Source organism: Lactiplantibacillus plajomi (assembly GCF_005405405.1).
In the GTDB taxonomy this organism is placed as follows: Bacteria; Bacillota; Bacilli; order Lactobacillales; family Lactobacillaceae; genus Lactiplantibacillus; species Lactiplantibacillus plajomi.
In genome coordinates this window covers 21,531-36,016 of record NZ_BJDZ01000006.1, presented here as the reverse complement: position 1 = coordinate 36,016, position 14,486 = coordinate 21,531, and the positions used below count along the sequence as shown (strand labels likewise).

The 14,486-nt window shown below is 52.2% G+C and carries 14 protein-coding genes and 1 other annotated feature; of the genes, 8 read left to right on the top strand and 6 right to left on the bottom strand.

What is annotated here, in order from left to right; translation table 11 throughout:
* Positions 1–68: 68 nt before the first annotated feature.
* Positions 69–308, bottom strand: a binding site (T-box leader).
* Positions 309–379: 71 nt separating this feature from the next.
* Positions 380–1,195, bottom strand: a complete 816-nt coding sequence (locus FFM82_RS03365) for a Cof-type HAD-IIB family hydrolase (protein WP_137644462.1) — start codon at positions 1,193–1,195, stop codon at positions 380–382.
* Between the two features lie 146 nt (positions 1,196–1,341).
* Between FFM82_RS03365 and FFM82_RS13695 the strand changes: the two genes are divergently transcribed.
* The 5 genes from FFM82_RS13695 (at position 1,342) to FFM82_RS13680 (ending at position 4,201) form a co-directional block, all read left to right on the top strand.
* Positions 1,342–1,809 (top strand): cupin domain-containing protein, encoded by a 468-nt coding sequence (locus tag FFM82_RS13695; protein WP_225425603.1) that lies wholly within the window; start codon positions 1,342–1,344, stop codon positions 1,807–1,809.
* 74 nt (positions 1,810–1,883) lie between these two features.
* Positions 1,884–2,204 carry a helix-turn-helix transcriptional regulator gene (locus FFM82_RS13690; protein ID WP_225425602.1) on the top strand — a complete coding sequence of 107 codons (321 nt, stop codon included), beginning with the start codon at positions 1,884–1,886 and terminating at the stop codon, positions 2,202–2,204.
* Between the two features lie 70 nt (positions 2,205–2,274).
* Complete coding sequence (locus tag FFM82_RS03355) at positions 2,275–3,066, top strand: Cof-type HAD-IIB family hydrolase (RefSeq protein ID WP_137644461.1); 792 nt, start codon at positions 2,275–2,277, stop codon at positions 3,064–3,066.
* A complete protein-coding gene (locus FFM82_RS13685; protein ID WP_225425600.1) occupies positions 3,059–3,664 on the top strand; it encodes an MFS transporter in 606 nt (201 codons plus the stop codon). The genes FFM82_RS03355 and FFM82_RS13685 overlap by 8 nt, the downstream gene beginning before the upstream one ends.
* A gap of 102 nt (positions 3,665–3,766) precedes the next feature.
* Entirely contained in the window at positions 3,767–4,201 is a 435-nt protein-coding gene (locus FFM82_RS13680) for an MFS transporter (RefSeq protein ID WP_225425598.1), read from the top strand.
* A gap of 198 nt (positions 4,202–4,399) precedes the next feature.
* On the opposite strand, the gene FFM82_RS03345 is transcribed toward FFM82_RS13680, so the two are convergent.
* Both FFM82_RS03345 and FFM82_RS03340 read right to left on the bottom strand, forming a co-directional pair.
* On the bottom strand, positions 4,400–5,266 hold the full coding sequence (locus FFM82_RS03345; RefSeq protein WP_137644460.1) for an aldo/keto reductase: 867 nt from the start codon (positions 5,264–5,266) through the stop codon (positions 4,400–4,402).
* 12 nt (positions 5,267–5,278) lie between these two features.
* On the bottom strand, positions 5,279–6,145 hold the full coding sequence (locus FFM82_RS03340) for an aldo/keto reductase (protein WP_137644459.1): 867 nt from the start codon (positions 6,143–6,145) through the stop codon (positions 5,279–5,281).
* Positions 6,146–6,266: 121 nt separating this feature from the next.
* Here FFM82_RS03340 and FFM82_RS03335 point away from each other — a divergent pair, with 121 nt between their 5' ends.
* A complete protein-coding gene (locus FFM82_RS03335; RefSeq protein ID WP_137644458.1) occupies positions 6,267–7,139 on the top strand; it encodes a LysR family transcriptional regulator in 873 nt (290 codons plus the stop codon).
* A 235-nt stretch (positions 7,140–7,374) separates the two neighbouring features.
* On the opposite strand, the gene FFM82_RS03330 is transcribed toward FFM82_RS03335, so the two are convergent.
* The 3 genes from FFM82_RS03330 to FFM82_RS03320 all read right to left on the bottom strand — a co-directional run bounded on the left by FFM82_RS03330 (position 7,375) and on the right by FFM82_RS03320 (position 11,285).
* A complete protein-coding gene (locus FFM82_RS03330) occupies positions 7,375–8,709 on the bottom strand; it encodes a dihydrolipoyl dehydrogenase family protein (protein WP_137644457.1) in 1,335 nt (444 codons plus the stop codon).
* 80 nt (positions 8,710–8,789) lie between these two features.
* Positions 8,790–9,758: an ABC transporter ATP-binding protein gene (locus FFM82_RS03325; protein WP_137644456.1), complete on the bottom strand. Its 969-nt coding sequence runs from the start codon at positions 9,756–9,758 to the stop codon at positions 8,790–8,792.
* Complete coding sequence (locus tag FFM82_RS03320; RefSeq protein WP_137644455.1) at positions 9,759–11,285, bottom strand: ABC transporter permease/substrate-binding protein; 1,527 nt, start codon at positions 11,283–11,285, stop codon at positions 9,759–9,761.
* Between the two features lie 549 nt (positions 11,286–11,834).
* Here FFM82_RS03320 and FFM82_RS03315 point away from each other — a divergent pair.
* Positions 11,835–13,505, top strand: a complete 1,671-nt coding sequence (locus FFM82_RS03315; protein WP_137644454.1) for a peptide ABC transporter substrate-binding protein — start codon at positions 11,835–11,837, stop codon at positions 13,503–13,505.
* Between the two features lie 20 nt (positions 13,506–13,525).
* Positions 13,526–14,476: an ABC transporter permease gene (locus FFM82_RS03310; RefSeq protein ID WP_137644453.1), complete on the top strand. Its 951-nt coding sequence runs from the start codon at positions 13,526–13,528 to the stop codon at positions 14,474–14,476.
* The last annotated feature ends 10 nt before the right edge of the window (positions 14,477–14,486 follow it).

Here is a 14,486-nt window from a genome sequence, read left to right as displayed (position 1 = left end):
AATTGCACTTGCATGGCGAACACCCTTTCTGAGACTAAAAAAAGCGTCCCTACTGCTCCCAGGGAGCTAGTAAGGACGCTTGCGCGCGGTACCACCTTATCTTCGTGCTTAAGTTACCCTAAGCACCTCATCGCGTACGGCCACCAAACTGGTAGCGATACGGTCGTCCGGTAATGGGGACCACCAGTTAGCACTCGTCGCACTAACAGTTCACAGGCTACTTTCACGTTGACTTCGGCACCACTTCACAACCCCCAGTGGCTTTCTTAAGCACGGCATCACGTTACTCCCCTGCTCTTCACAATTAATCTCATTTATTTTTAATGCTTGCAATCTTATACTCATTTTACAGAACTGTCAAGCGGGTTTCTAAATTAAGCTAGTTAGCTAACACAAACTTTTCAATCGCCGCGGCGACCCCGCCCTCATCCTGACTAGTCGTTACGGCCGTAGCAGCGGCTTTGGCGGCGGGAACCGCGTTGCCCATCGCCACCGCCGTTTCTGCAAAGGCAAACATCGGCAGGTCGTTTTGCCCGTCACCGATTGCCATCACGGCTGCCGGTGCCAAGTCTAAGATCGTGGCTAAGTCTTTAAGTGCCTGCCCCTTATTCACACCAGCGGGCATGCATTCTAGGAAGTTGGCATCGGCCCGTACCACGTATAAGTCGTCACTAAACGCTTGTTTAACTTGAGTTTCGACCGCGTCCAACTGCGGCGCATCGCCGACAAAGGCGCCCTTAGCAATTTGAAAATCAGTGGGAAGCTCGTCTGGCTGCCGGACCAATACGCCAGCCTTGTTTTCCCACGCTTGGATCACCGTCACCCAGTTAACGTCGCGGTCGGCCGTGTAGACGGTACTGTGTTCATCCAGGACGTGAAACGGGACGTGCCGGGCTTGCCCGAACGCCGTTAACTTCCGGTAATCGGCGTTATCGATTAAGTGCTTGGCAACGACCCGGCCAGCCACGCTTTCAGTCACGGCGCCGTTATAGGTGATCACGTACTGGTCGTCACCGGTGATTCCGAGTTGCGTTAAAAACGGCTGGACGCCGGCTAGTGGGCGTCCGGTGCAGAGGACCACTTTCACCCCGCGAGCCACGGCCCGTTGCACGGCCGTAATCGTACTAGCTAACAAGTGCCCCCGCGAACTTAGCAGCGTATCATCAATGTCAATTGCAATCAGTTGGATGGTCATAAAAACGTTCCTTTCGTATGCGAATGCGGTTACAATTAACCCTAGCACCGCTATTGGGATTAAGACTAATATACCATGTTACCGCCATGAATACGGTTTCTTTTTGCAAACTAGCGGTCCGACTTTAGACAAACCGAGGCACCCTAATGAAAATTTTACACGAAACGGTTCAGCCGCTTGCCCGGCTGCCATTTAAATTTTACGAACACGATCCCGAAACCCCAATTAACGTCGCGCCACACTGGCACCAAGGGATTGAGCTGAACTACCTCGTCCGTGGTGAAACACTAACTTTCGTTGTTAACGGCACAACTACGATTTATCATCCCGGCGACTTATGGACGGTCAACCGACGCAGGGTCCACAGTGCCAGTGGACGTCAAGGCGCTGACTGGCAAGAATTCGGTCTGATTATCGACGACCACTTTTTACGTGACCGGGTCCCCAGCAGTCAATATTGGCAGTTGACGCTTGGCCAGGACGCACAGGCCACCCAAGCCGGCGCTTACGCCACGGTTCGCGACCACCTACTCGCCATCCGGACACTCGTCCACCAGCCCGCTGGTGAGTTACAACGACCAAAGTTCTCAGCCATTTTTACGACCTACTCGTAACGCTTGGAACCAGCTTTAATCACCCGCTGGCACCAAGTGCAGTCAACCCCAACCTGTCCCTTGTCGACAGCGTCATGCGGGCAATTGACCAGCACTACGCGAACCCAATCAGTGGCACGACCCTCGCCCGCCAGTTCCACGTGTCGCTAACGACGTTGAATCAACAATTTAACCAAACCGTTCAGTTATCGGTCAACCGCTACTTGCGACTGGTTCGCCTAATGAACGCCCGCCAACTACTTCTAGAAACCGACTTGAAAGTCACCTACATTGCGATCCAGTACGGATTTGGCAATGCTAAAACGCTGAACCGGAACTTTAAAGCCTGGAAGGGCGTTACGCCGAGTGACTACCGGCAAGCCGCCCGCCACGAAATTGACACCCGCTGCTTCTAAAAATGTCCCCTAAGTTGTCCGCGGCCGTGCTAAACTACGACCACTAATTCAACCAAGGGAGCGTTTTTTTATGCTAAAACTCATTGCCACCGACATGGACGGTACCTTTCTCAAAGACGATATGACCTATAACGAAGCCCAATTTGCGCTGCTATACCAACAGTTACAGCTGCGCGGCATCCGCTTCGTTATCGCTAGTGGGAACCAGTACGCCCAATTAAAATCCTTCTTCAAAGACTACCCTGACATGCTTTACCTAGCCGAAAACGGCGCCTATTGCCGCGACGCCAACCAGGTCTACGTCCAGCAAACGTTCACTCCGGCGAGCGTGCACGCCATTTTACAGCAGTTGCGTGCCATCGCCGACCTACAACTGATTGTTTGTGGCGTGAAAGGCGCCTACGCACTAACCAGTATGCCGGCCGAGCACGTTGCCACGATGCGCCACTACTACCACCAACTCACACTGGTCCCCGACTTTGCCACCGTAGATGACGCCATCCTTAAATTTTCAATCAGTTGCCCACCAGCCAAAACAACCGCCATCGTCAACAGCTTACGCACCGCCTTAACCGGGTTAGGCGAACCGACTAGCAGTGGCCACGGCGACATTGACATCATCCAACCCGGCATGAATAAAGCGGCCGGTCTCAAAGCGCTCGGCCAGCAATTAGGAATCGACCTCACCGAAATGGCCGCCTTCGGTGACGGCGGTAACGACCTTGAAATGTTACGCGAAGTCGGTCAGGGCATCGCCATGGCAAACGCCACGCCGGCCGTGCGCGCAGTTGCGGATCAGATCACCACGAGTAACCAACAACAGGGCGTGTTGACCGCAATGGCGGCGATGCTCAATGACTAAAGCAAGTTCCACTGCCATGACGATCAGCATTCTGAGTCTTTCGACCGTTAGCAACGCATCAACGGCGATTACCGGAATTATTCCACAACTGCGACGGGCATACCCGCAAGTGCCAACGACCGTGATCGAATGGCTGGTAACCATTGCTAATCTGAGTGCGCTAATCACCCTAGTCCTCAACCCACGCGTGGTTCGCCGTTGGGGGCTTCGCCGCGTCGTCATCAGTGGCCTGCTACTCAGCGCCTTCAGCGGCTGGTTACCCGCGCTAACGACCAATTTTACCGCCGTCATGCTAAGCCGCTTCGTCCTCGGACTTGGCATCGGCCTGTTCGCCCCGCACGCTATCAGTCTGATCAGTCACAGTTTCACCGGCGAGAAGCGGGCCCGACTATTAGGGTTTCAAACCGGGCTAACCGCCCTTGGAAATGCCGTTTTATTGGGTTTAGCCGGCATGCTGGTCAACTTGGGTTGGCAACCCGTTTTTTGGCTTTACCTCACGTTAGCCGGTGTCGCCGGCTTAGTTGCCCGCTACGTTCCGGAGCCCCGGCTACCTGACGGACCGCAACTCCCGGCTGCCCGGCTCCCCCGGCGGCAATAGGCCTTAGTCGGCCTGACGTTCATCACCTACTGCTTGATTTGGGGAGTTCAATTAAAATTACCCAGTTACTTTGCGGAACGGCAACTCGGGAGCGCCCAAACTTTGGCCTTCACCCTAGCCGCCATGAACGTGGGCGGTTTTCTCGCCGGTCTCAGTTTTGGTCCCGTTCACCGTTACTGCCAACGGCTCACCCTGACCCTGGGGTATGCCGGCGCGGCCGGCGCCGTTTGGGTGCTATGGCTCACTCACAGCGCCCCGATTGCCATAATCGCGGCCATCGGCTTCAACTGGATTTACTCTTACACCGGCCCGTACTTGGTATTTACCAGCAACGCCAACTTGGCCCCGACCCAAATCAATACTTTAAGCAGCGCGCTAACGATAGCAACTATCCTAAGCGCCTTCGTGGCCCCACTACTTTGGAACCAGGTGGGGCGCTTGGGTGGCGGTACGCTCACGACCAACGTTTTCTTCTGGATTGGCCTTAGTTTAGCCGTTTTAACCGGCGGCACGCTCTGGCTGGCGAAACGGTACTAACACAAAACCAGCGGCTGTAACATTAGTCACAGCCGCTTGTGTTTCTCCGAATATTGATAGTCGAAACGTGCGCCAAAAGTCAGCTGGCTCCGCTTAACCCCGTAAGTCCAACAATCCAAGCCCGGGATTATTCGCCTTACGCCGTTATGCTCACCAGCTAACCGACTTTTGTCACACTCTGTTTTAATTTATGCTCATTTAATCATCCGCGTACACGTCAAAAGCGGACAGTAACATTTCCTTAACCCCGGCCGCGTCGGGATCGTGCTGACCCTTACCGGTATCCAACTGACGCAATTGAGTCATCTCGCTATCGCTCAAAGCAAAGTCAAAGATCTCACGGTTACTCTTAATCCGGGCTTCATGGACCGACTTAGGGAAGACGATGATGCCTTCCTGATGCTCAAAGCGTAAGATAATCTGGCCGGCATCCTTATGGTACTTCGTCGCCAATTGCTGAATCACCGGTTCGTTGAATAACGCTTGGTTACCCTGGCCTAACGGTGCCCAGGCTTCCAACTTAACGTCATTTGCTGACAGTAACTGACGTAACGGCCGCTGCTGGAAATACGGGTTGAATTCGACCTGGTTAACAGCCGGCAGCGTTGCAAATTGCGGCACGAACCGTTGCCAAATTTTCGGCGTCATGTTGGATACGCCAATCGACTTCAGCTTACCGGCCTTTTTTGCGGCTTCCATTGCCCGCCAAGCACCGGGGACGTCACCGTATGGTTGGTGAATCAAATAGAGGTCGAGGTAGTCTAAGCCGGACTTTTCAAGTGAGCGGTCAATCGCCTTAGTGGCGGCTTCGTAACCGAAATCTTGTAACCATAACTTACTGGTTACCCAAATTTGATCGCGGGGAATACCGCTATCGCGAACCGCGCGGCCAACTTCATCTTCATTAAAGTAAGCGACCGCGGTGTCAATGTGGCGGTAGCCCGCCGCCAGCGCGTCAGTTACGGCTTGATAAGTGGACCCGTCGTCCGGAATTTGGAAAGTCCCAAAACCGATTGCGGGAATTTCATTGCCATCATTTAATTTAATCGTTGGATCTGTTGCCATTTAAAACCACTCCTATTCGTGTAATTGTTGCAAACTGGAACCAAAAATTTGTTCAATCGTGACTGGGTCGCGGTGATCAAAAAATTGACTCTCCTGCCGGTCTAAGTTAGCAATCGTCGCCATTTCCGTATCAGTCAACTCAAAATCAAAAACGGCAATGTTTTCGGCCATCCGGTTAGCGTGAACGGTCTTCGGAATCACCGTGATGCCCCGTTGAAGTAACCAGCGTAAAATCACTTGACCAGTCGTTTTACCGTGGCTGGCCGCAATTTTTTGCAGCGTTGGATTGCTGAATAAAGCGTGCTTACCCTCCGCAAACGGCGCCCAGGCTTCAACTCGGACCCCTTCACGCTGATTAAAGCGCACTTCGTCGGGTTGTTGGTACCACGGATTGACTTCAATCTGGTTAACGGCCGGTTGAACCTTCATCGTTAATTCCAGATTTTTAAGTTGGTCGGCATAAAAATTAGAAACGCCGATTGCCCGAATTTTACCAGCTTGGTAAGCTTCTTCCATGGCTTGCCAAGCTCCCATCACGTCGCCGTATGGTTGGTGTAATAAGTAGAGGTCCAGGTAGTCCAACCCCAACCGGGATAGCGACGCGTCAATGCCTTGCCGTGCCCGCTCGTAAGTGAATTCTGATACCCACAATTTCGAGGTCACAAACAGGTCTTCACGGGCCACCCCACTTTTTTGAATCGCCGCGCCGACCGCCGTTTCGTTTTGGTAAGCCGTGGCGGTGTCGATCAGCCGGTAACCGGCTTGAATGGCCGCACTGACGGCCGCTTCACACTGATCCAGGTCGGTCACTTGAAAAACGCCGAACCCGAGCTGGGGCATCGTCACCCCGTTATTCAATTTCACAATTGGTACTGTCATCGTTGCAACACCCTTCCTGATTGTTTTCGATGACTAGCTTACCGCGGAACCGAATACTTGAAAATTACCACTTATCAATACTAGTATACAAGTAACGTATACTACGACTGGAGGCACCGCAATGCTTGATAATTACCTACTGACTGAACTGGTTACCTTTGCAAAAACCGGGACGCTGGCAAAAACGGCCGCTGAACTAAACGTGACCCAACCAACCGTCACCCGCGGGATGCAAAAATTAGAAGCCGACCTCAACGTGCGCTTATTTGAGCGCCAACCCAACCGGATCACGTTAACGGCAACTGGTCGCTTAGCCGCGCAGCAGGCAGAAAAATTGCTGGCTCAACAACAAACCTTCGTTGCGCAAGTTCAAAATTTCGACCGCCGGCAAACGCGCCTTCAAATCGAAACGACCTTACCAGGGCCATTGCTTTTAGTCGATCGCCTAAAACCGCAATTATCACAGCCACTGCAAATTGACCGGTCATTAATTAGCAACAACGCGATTATTCAACACCTCGAAAGCTACCGGGCGTCACTCGTCTTCTCCAATCAGGAACTTCTAACTAGCACGGTCAGTTCCCAATTTTTAGGCACCGAGAACCTGATCGTGCACTTGCAAAAATTTATGTACCAGGCGAATCAGACGAGTATTACCTTTGATGAACTTCACGGATTGAGTTTCATCGTCCTCGATGACATTGGTAGTTGGAAACAAATCAGTCAACAAGCGATTCCCGACGCCAAGTTTCTCTATCAACAGCAACAATCCGCCTTTCAAGAAATTACCGCCTATTCAGCCTTTCCGTTCTTTAGCACCAACTTATCCCCGTTGCGGCCAGACAACGCCGCCCAATTAGCCGATGACGACCGGGTCGCGATCCCAATCAGTGATACCAGCGCCCACATGCCGATTTACGTAAACTACCTGACTAGTCAGCGAACGACCTTACAGCCGCTGATTACGATGCTTAGGGAGCACTGGCCAAATTAAAAAGACCCCATCCCAAACAGGATAAGGTCGTCGTGATGGTCTACATGAATAGGACGGTCAAATGGCTTTTAGCCATGGTGAAAGCTACCCTGGGGTGCTTGGCTTAAAATCGTATCCACCACGCTCCAGCCGCATTGAGACCAACCGGCAAGGCAGAAAGTTGCCACTATTCACGCTTGAATAATCGTTAAAACGTGCGCCAAAACTCAGCCGACTTTTGGCGCGCGTTCATTTTCTAATACAAATATTGTAAATCACTGGCCGGCGTCGGGTAAGCTAAAATCGTGCGTTGTAGCTTATTCAAAGTAACCTGCTGGTCGATCAACAACGTTAAATAGTTGATCATTTCATCGGCAATCGTACTTAACACGGTCGCGCCGACCACGGTCCCGGTCGTTTGGTCAACGATCACCTTCGCGCGGGCTACGTTAGCACCGAAACGGTAGTAGGAGAACCACTTGGTCATATCGAGATCGTTAACTTGGTAACGGTCACTGTCAGCTGCGGCGGTGGCCGCACTCATCCCCACTTGGGCCAATTTAGGTGCGGCGTACACCTGAGTCGGTACCGCCGGATAGGTAATCGGTGCCCCCGGCCGATCCAATTGACCAGCTAAGTAACGGGCTTCGTACCCCGCTAGCGGCGTCAACTTCGGGACCGGCGTTGCGCTAACGTCACCGATGGCATAAATATGCTCGTTGGCCGTTTGTAAATGGTCGTTAACCGCAATACCGTGCCGGTCAAACTTGACGCCAACGTTTTCTAACCCGAGATGGTCGGCGTTAGGTTGGCGGCCCGCCGAACAAATCACCAGGTCGCTGACCCGTTCAAAACCGTCGGCAGCCTTTAAGTGTAAGCCGTCCGCCTTCTTCTCGATGGCCTGAATATCTTCGTTTAAGTCAATCGTGACACCGGCCGTGGTTAATTCGGCCATTAGGTCACGAACTAGTTGCGGATCAAATTCCTTTAACGGGCGGTCATTATGGTGAATCAGGTGGACGTCGGCACCGGCCGCGTTGGCGATGGTTGCCAACTCAAAGCCGACGTAGCCGCCACCGACAAAGGTGACCCGTTTTGGCATGACGTCCAAGTCTAAAAAGTCGGTACTGGTTTTGAAGTATTCGTGACCCTTAATTGGTAAAATCACCGGGCGTTGGCCGGTCGCAATCACCACGTCGCGGGCCTGGATGACCGTCCCGTCGACCGTCAGCTGGCCATCACCTTGAAAGTACGCTTCGCCGTGCCGGGTCGCAATCCCCCGTTGCGTCAGACTGTTCAACGTACCGTCACTAATCCCATCCGTATAGCCGCGCTTATGGGCCATCAACGCCGGCCAGTCAACTTGGGGGCCACCGGTCAGCCCCTTAGCGTGCAAGGTGGTCGCGGCATCCTTAGCCTCAACGGCACTCAGTAAAATCTTCTTCGGATCACAACCGCGGTTGGGACAGGTGCCGCCCCACAAATCGCTTTCAATAATCACAACTTGTTTACCCTGAGCCTTTAAAGCACCGGCCATCGCCGTACCAGCGGGACCGCCACCGATTACCGCCACGTCATAACTTGTTGTCATACTTGATTCACCCTTTCTTTCGCATTAAAACTATCGAATTCGACTTTAAAATGCCAAAATTTACGCTCATGAATTTAGCGTCACAGTTCCTCGTGCGCGCCAAGATACGCCAGAACCGTCTGGCGGTCGAGGTACCCTTGCAGTTGTCCCTCTTCCGTAACTGCCAAGTAGTCATGATCACTCAGTGCCTGAAAGGCGGTGCGCAACGTTGCCTGCCTGTCTAAAGTTGCAATTTTACCCGCAGCGACGTTCGGCGCACTCGCCAGGTAGCCCTGTACCAGTCCGACCCGACCAACGTAAACGTCGTACACGTTCTTCGCCCGACTAGCCCCAAAAAAGTCGCGAACAAAGTCATTTTTCGGGTGCTGGGCTAGTTCCGTCGGCGTATCGACTTGAATCAGTTGGCCGTGACGCATGATGCCGATTCGGTCACCTAGTTTGAGGGCCTCGTTCATGTCGTGGGTCACGAAAACGATCGTATTATGGTAGCGAGCGTGTAACTTTAAGACTAAATCTTGTAACTGTTGTCGTGACAGCGGGTCGAGGGCGCTAAACGGTTCGTCCATCAAAACCGTTTCCGGTTTGGCCGCAATCGCCCGTAAGATCCCGATGCGTTGTTGCTCCCCACCCGACAATTCGTGGGACAACCGGTTGCGATAAACGGTGGGGTCGAGCCCCACTTCCGTCAGTAAATCGTCAACGGTTTGGTTGATAGTTTTGCGGGGAGTACCCTTCATCTCGGGAATCACCGCGATGTTTTGCGCGACCGTCATGGTTGGAAACAACGCAATTTGTTGGAGTACGTAGCCCATTTGCCAACGTAAATCGCGTACCGGCACGCTGGCGGCGTCGGTACCGTTCACCAAAATTTGCCCCTTGGTCGGTGCTTCTAGCCGGTTGATCATTTTTAGCGAGGTCGTTTTCCCAGAACCAGACGTCCCGACCAACACAAAGAGCTCACCCTGCGCAACCGTTAGATTAAAATCGGGAATGACCGTTTGACCGTTAAAATCTTTTTGAACGTGTCGAAATTCAATTGCACTCGTCATTTACTTGGCCCCCTTTAACAAACCGTGTTGTACTAAGTAGCGGTGCGCGACCGTGGCGGCCGACTGCTTCTTCACGTTAACGTCGTAGTTCATTTCCTGCATATCAGTTTCGGAAATCTGCCCCGCTAGCCGATTCAAGGCCCGCACGATTTGGGGATGGCGCTTAGCAAAATCGGCCTTCATCAGTGGTGCACCCTGATAAGTCGGGAAAAAGTGCTGGTTATCCGTTAGTAATGCCAAGTTGTACTGCCGCAACTCGCTGTCAGTCGAGTAGGCGTCGACCAGGTTGACCCGGCCGTCGTTAATCGCCTGGTACCGTAAAGCCGGTTCCATCGATTTGGCGGTCGTATTCAAATGGTACGCCTTTTTCAGGCCCTTCATCCCGTCATTACGATCAATGAATTCCAGCGTCATCCCCGGTTTAAGGACGCCTTCAATGCGGGTCAGGTCACCAATTGTTTTCAAGTGGTGTTGCTGCTTAAATTGCTTCGTGACCGCTAACGCGTAGGTGTTGTTATACTTCATCGGCTTCAGCAACGTCATTTGTTCCTGCTTGGCCAACCGCTGTTTCGCTAACGCGTACGTTTGTTTGGCGGTCATGCCCTTTGGGTTAGTGCCCTTCACCAGCGTTTCCAAGACTGAGCCGGTAAATTCGGGGTAAATGTCGATTTGGTCGTGTTGTAGCGCACTAAACAGGAAGGTGGTCTTGCCGAAGTTGGGTTTCAAGGTGACCTTGACGTGACTATCGTTCGCTTCAATCAGATCCTTATACATATTGATCAAAATTTCCGGTTCCGACCCTAACTTGCCCGCAATCGTCACCGTTTCAACCCGGTTGGCGTAGGCACTGTAAGCGCCGCCACCTGCCAGCAGGACAAGGATCACCCCAAAGACCGTCAGTGCCCGCTTCGGCTTAGCCGTTTGAAACCACCGGACCAGCGCACTCAGTAAGATTGCCAGTAGCGCCGATGAAATTGCACCGATCAGCAATAGCGGGGTGTTATTCCGGTCAATCCCTAACATAATGAAGGTCCCCAGCCCACCGGCACCAATCAGCGCCGCCAGCGTTGCCGTCCCGATAATCAAGACGAGCGCCGTTCGGATTCCCGAAATGATTTGAGGCATCGCAATCGGTAATTCGACTTTAAAAAGCTTGCGCATCCGCGACATTCCGAAGGCGTCGGCGGCTTCTTCGATCGAAGCGTCGATTTCTGAAATTCCTAAGTAAGTATTTTGGAAAATTGGTAGCAACGCGTAAATCACCAGCGCAATTACGGCCGGTACCGTCCCGATACCGACCAGTGGAATCAACAGTCCCAGTAAGGCCAGTGACGGAATCGTCTGCAACACACTGGTTAATTGGAGTAGTCCTTCCGCCCACTTTGGTCGCCGCGCGGCCCAAATGGCGAGGGGAATCGCCAGCATCATTGCAATGACTAACGATGCCATTGAAATCCCCAGGTGCTGCCACAGCGCCGTTAACAGGTCGCCGCGGCGTTCCATAAACGTCTGTACTAAGGTTTGCATAGTTTTCTCCATTTCCGACTCATTTTTTCTATCGTAGCATAGCTTGTAAATATTTCTAGCAATCCGCATGGTCCTAGATTATGTTGTAACTTAATTAGTTACAACTATTAGCATAATCATTTTCACGGGTCCTGTCAAACTCAAGGTAAGGTACTTCAAAAAATTTGTAAAATTTCATCATAAACTCATTGACATTTAATTTAGTGCTAACTATAATGATTGGCATTAGGACAGCTGAGAAAAGATAAGTAAGCGTGCGACGGTCCCTAGCGAGTCGGGTCTGGTGAAAGCCGATGACGAGTCAACGCCGAAAATGGTCTTGGAGCTGCTGATCAGCGAGCCAATTTGGTAAGCTCATCACGGGTGCGCCCGGTATCGCGTGCGGGTATCTTAATCACAAGATTGACGTACCCTTAAGCGCTTAACAGTAATGTTGGGCGGAATTCGTGGTGGTAACGCGGCTCTGTCGTCCCCGGAATCTGCAAATGTAGATTCCGGGGATTTTTTGGTTGTTTTAAAAATTAAGGCCTTACTTTGGAGGGATTGTAGATGAAAAAGCACTTACTAGTAACCACGGGGCTGACTGCCTTAGCACTGACGACACTCTTGGCGGGGTGTGGGGGTAAAAAAGCCTCGGCAACGGCCAACCAAACCTTAAATTTAGTCCAAGTCAGCGACCCGACGACCGTCGACGTCAACGACGTCCGCAACGCTAATGAATTCAATATTTTAAACGCCACTCAGGAAGGGTTGTTTCGGGTCACGTCCAAAAACGGCCATGACGACTTAAAGCTGGCTCAAGCCAAGTCGTATAAAGTGTCGGACGATGGCAAAGTTTATACGTTTAAGTTACGTAACAGCAAGTGGTCCGATGGTAAAGACGTGACCGCCCAACAATTCGTCGATTCGATTCTTCGCGAATTGAACCCGAAAAACGCCTTCGCCTATGCGTCCATGGCCTACGACATTAAGGGTGCCGAAGCCTACAACACCAAAAAGGGATCGGCCGATGCGGTCGGTGCTAAGGCGCTCGACAAGCACACTTTACAATTAACGCTAACCAACAAGACGCCCTACTTCCTGAAAAAACTCGCGTCGGTCGTCTTTTACCCGGTACGCCTCGACAAAATTAATAAGGTCGGCACCAAGAAGTGGAAGACCGACTGGAAGGATCAAGTTTACAACGGTGCCTACACCATGAAATCGTGGAAAACCAACGGCAAAATCGTGTTGACTAAGAACCCGAAATTCTGGAACGCTAAGAAAGTTAACTTCAAAACGGTCAACGTGACGACCACCGAAAAGGACGCGACCATCACGTCGTTACTCCAATCCGGACAGCTAGACGCCGTATTGACTTCCGGTGCCAACGCCGCCGACTTCAACAAGTTGACCGCCAACAAAAAAATCACGAAGCGGACGCAGGCGGGCGGCAGTACCAGTTTTGTCGTCTTCAACCAACACACCGGCGGCACTTCCAAACTATTAAAGAACGCTAAGATTCGTCAAGCACTGTCCCTAGCCATTAACCGGTCCGCGTACAACAAGGCAATTAACGGCGGACAAGGCGAGGCCGTTTACAGCTTCGTACCCGACAGCATCGACGTGAATACCACTAACTATCACGACTACGCGGGTAACCTCCTCACGCCGGCGCTCAAGAAGTTCAATACTAATGCCAAACTGCAACAACTGTTCCAAACCGGGTTGAAGCAGCTCGGACGCGACACCAATCTAAGCAAGGTCACCTTAACCTACCTGTCGTCTTCTAACGATGATACCGGTACCTTCTTAAAACAACAATTTGAATCCAAATTAGGGATTAAGCTCAAGGTCAAAACCGCCCCCGATGACGCCTCCTTTATCGCCGACCGTAACGATAATCAGTACGACCTATTGTCGAACGGCTGGACCGGCGACTACGACGACCCGTCGACCTTCCTAAATCTCTGGGTATCGACCGGCGGCTTCCAGAAATTCTTTGGCGGTTACGACAGCCCGGATTACGACAAACTTTACGCGTCGTTAGCCACCGTTTCGAACACGAAGCAACGGTTAAAGATTTACCGGCAACTAGAGCAACGGCTGTTGACTGAAGATTACGGGGTCGCACCGGTCACCGGCGAAAAGACCCAGATTTTTACCAACAAGCAGCTAAAGAACTTCCAGACACCGGTTTTTGGGCCAAACTACGACTACGTTTACGCGTCTAAGGATTAAGCAAAGAAAGGTGAGTGCGCATGCTAAAAGTGATTCTGAGGCGCCTAATCGCCTTATTAATTAGCCTTTTTCTGATTGCCAGCGCCACGTTTTTCCTGTTAGCCGCCGTACCGGGGGACGCCCTTTCCGCCCAGACGGATAAGCTCCCCGCCGCAACCCGGAAACAGGTTTATCAAAATACCGGGCTGGATCAGCCGGTCCTCAAGCGCTACGGCATCACCATGACCAACATGTTACACGGGGATTTTGGCACGTCGATTGCCGACCCGGGCATGACGATGAAAACCGTGATTGAAGAAAAGTTACCACCATCGGCACGCCTCGGTCTCCAACAAATCTTATTCGGCGTACCGCTGGGACTGCTACTCGGCGTGTTGGCGGCAGTTTATAAAAACCGCTGGGTCGACCGCGGCGTAACGGTGGTCTCACTGCTATTGATGTCGGTTCCCAGCCTGATTTTAGGTCTACTGCTACAAAGCTACTTTGGTGGCAAACTAGGGCTCTTCCCAATCATCGGCTGGCCCGAGGGAAGTGATTTATGGTTCGGCGGCTGGGCGTATACCATCCTGCCCACCTTGGCGGGCGGCCTCGGCTACATCGCCAGTTACGCACGCCTACTTAAAAATTCAATGCTCGACGTTTTAAGCAGCGACTACGTTTTAACCGCCCGAACTAAGGGTTTGCCCGGTTGGCGGGTCGTCAGCGAACACGTCATCCGTAACGCGGCCATTCCGATCATCACGTCGCTACCAGTGACGGTGGCGTTCAGTATTACCGGATCGGTATTCGTCGAAAGCATTTTTGTCATTCCTGGCGTCGGTCAATACTTCGTCCAAGCGCTAACCAACCGCGACGTTCCAATCATTATGGGCGAAACGGTCTTGTTAGCCGCCCTGTACATTGTGACGCTCTTTATCACCGACCTGCTTTACATGGCGGTCGATCCGCGCATTAAACTTTATCAAAGTTAGGAGCTGCCGT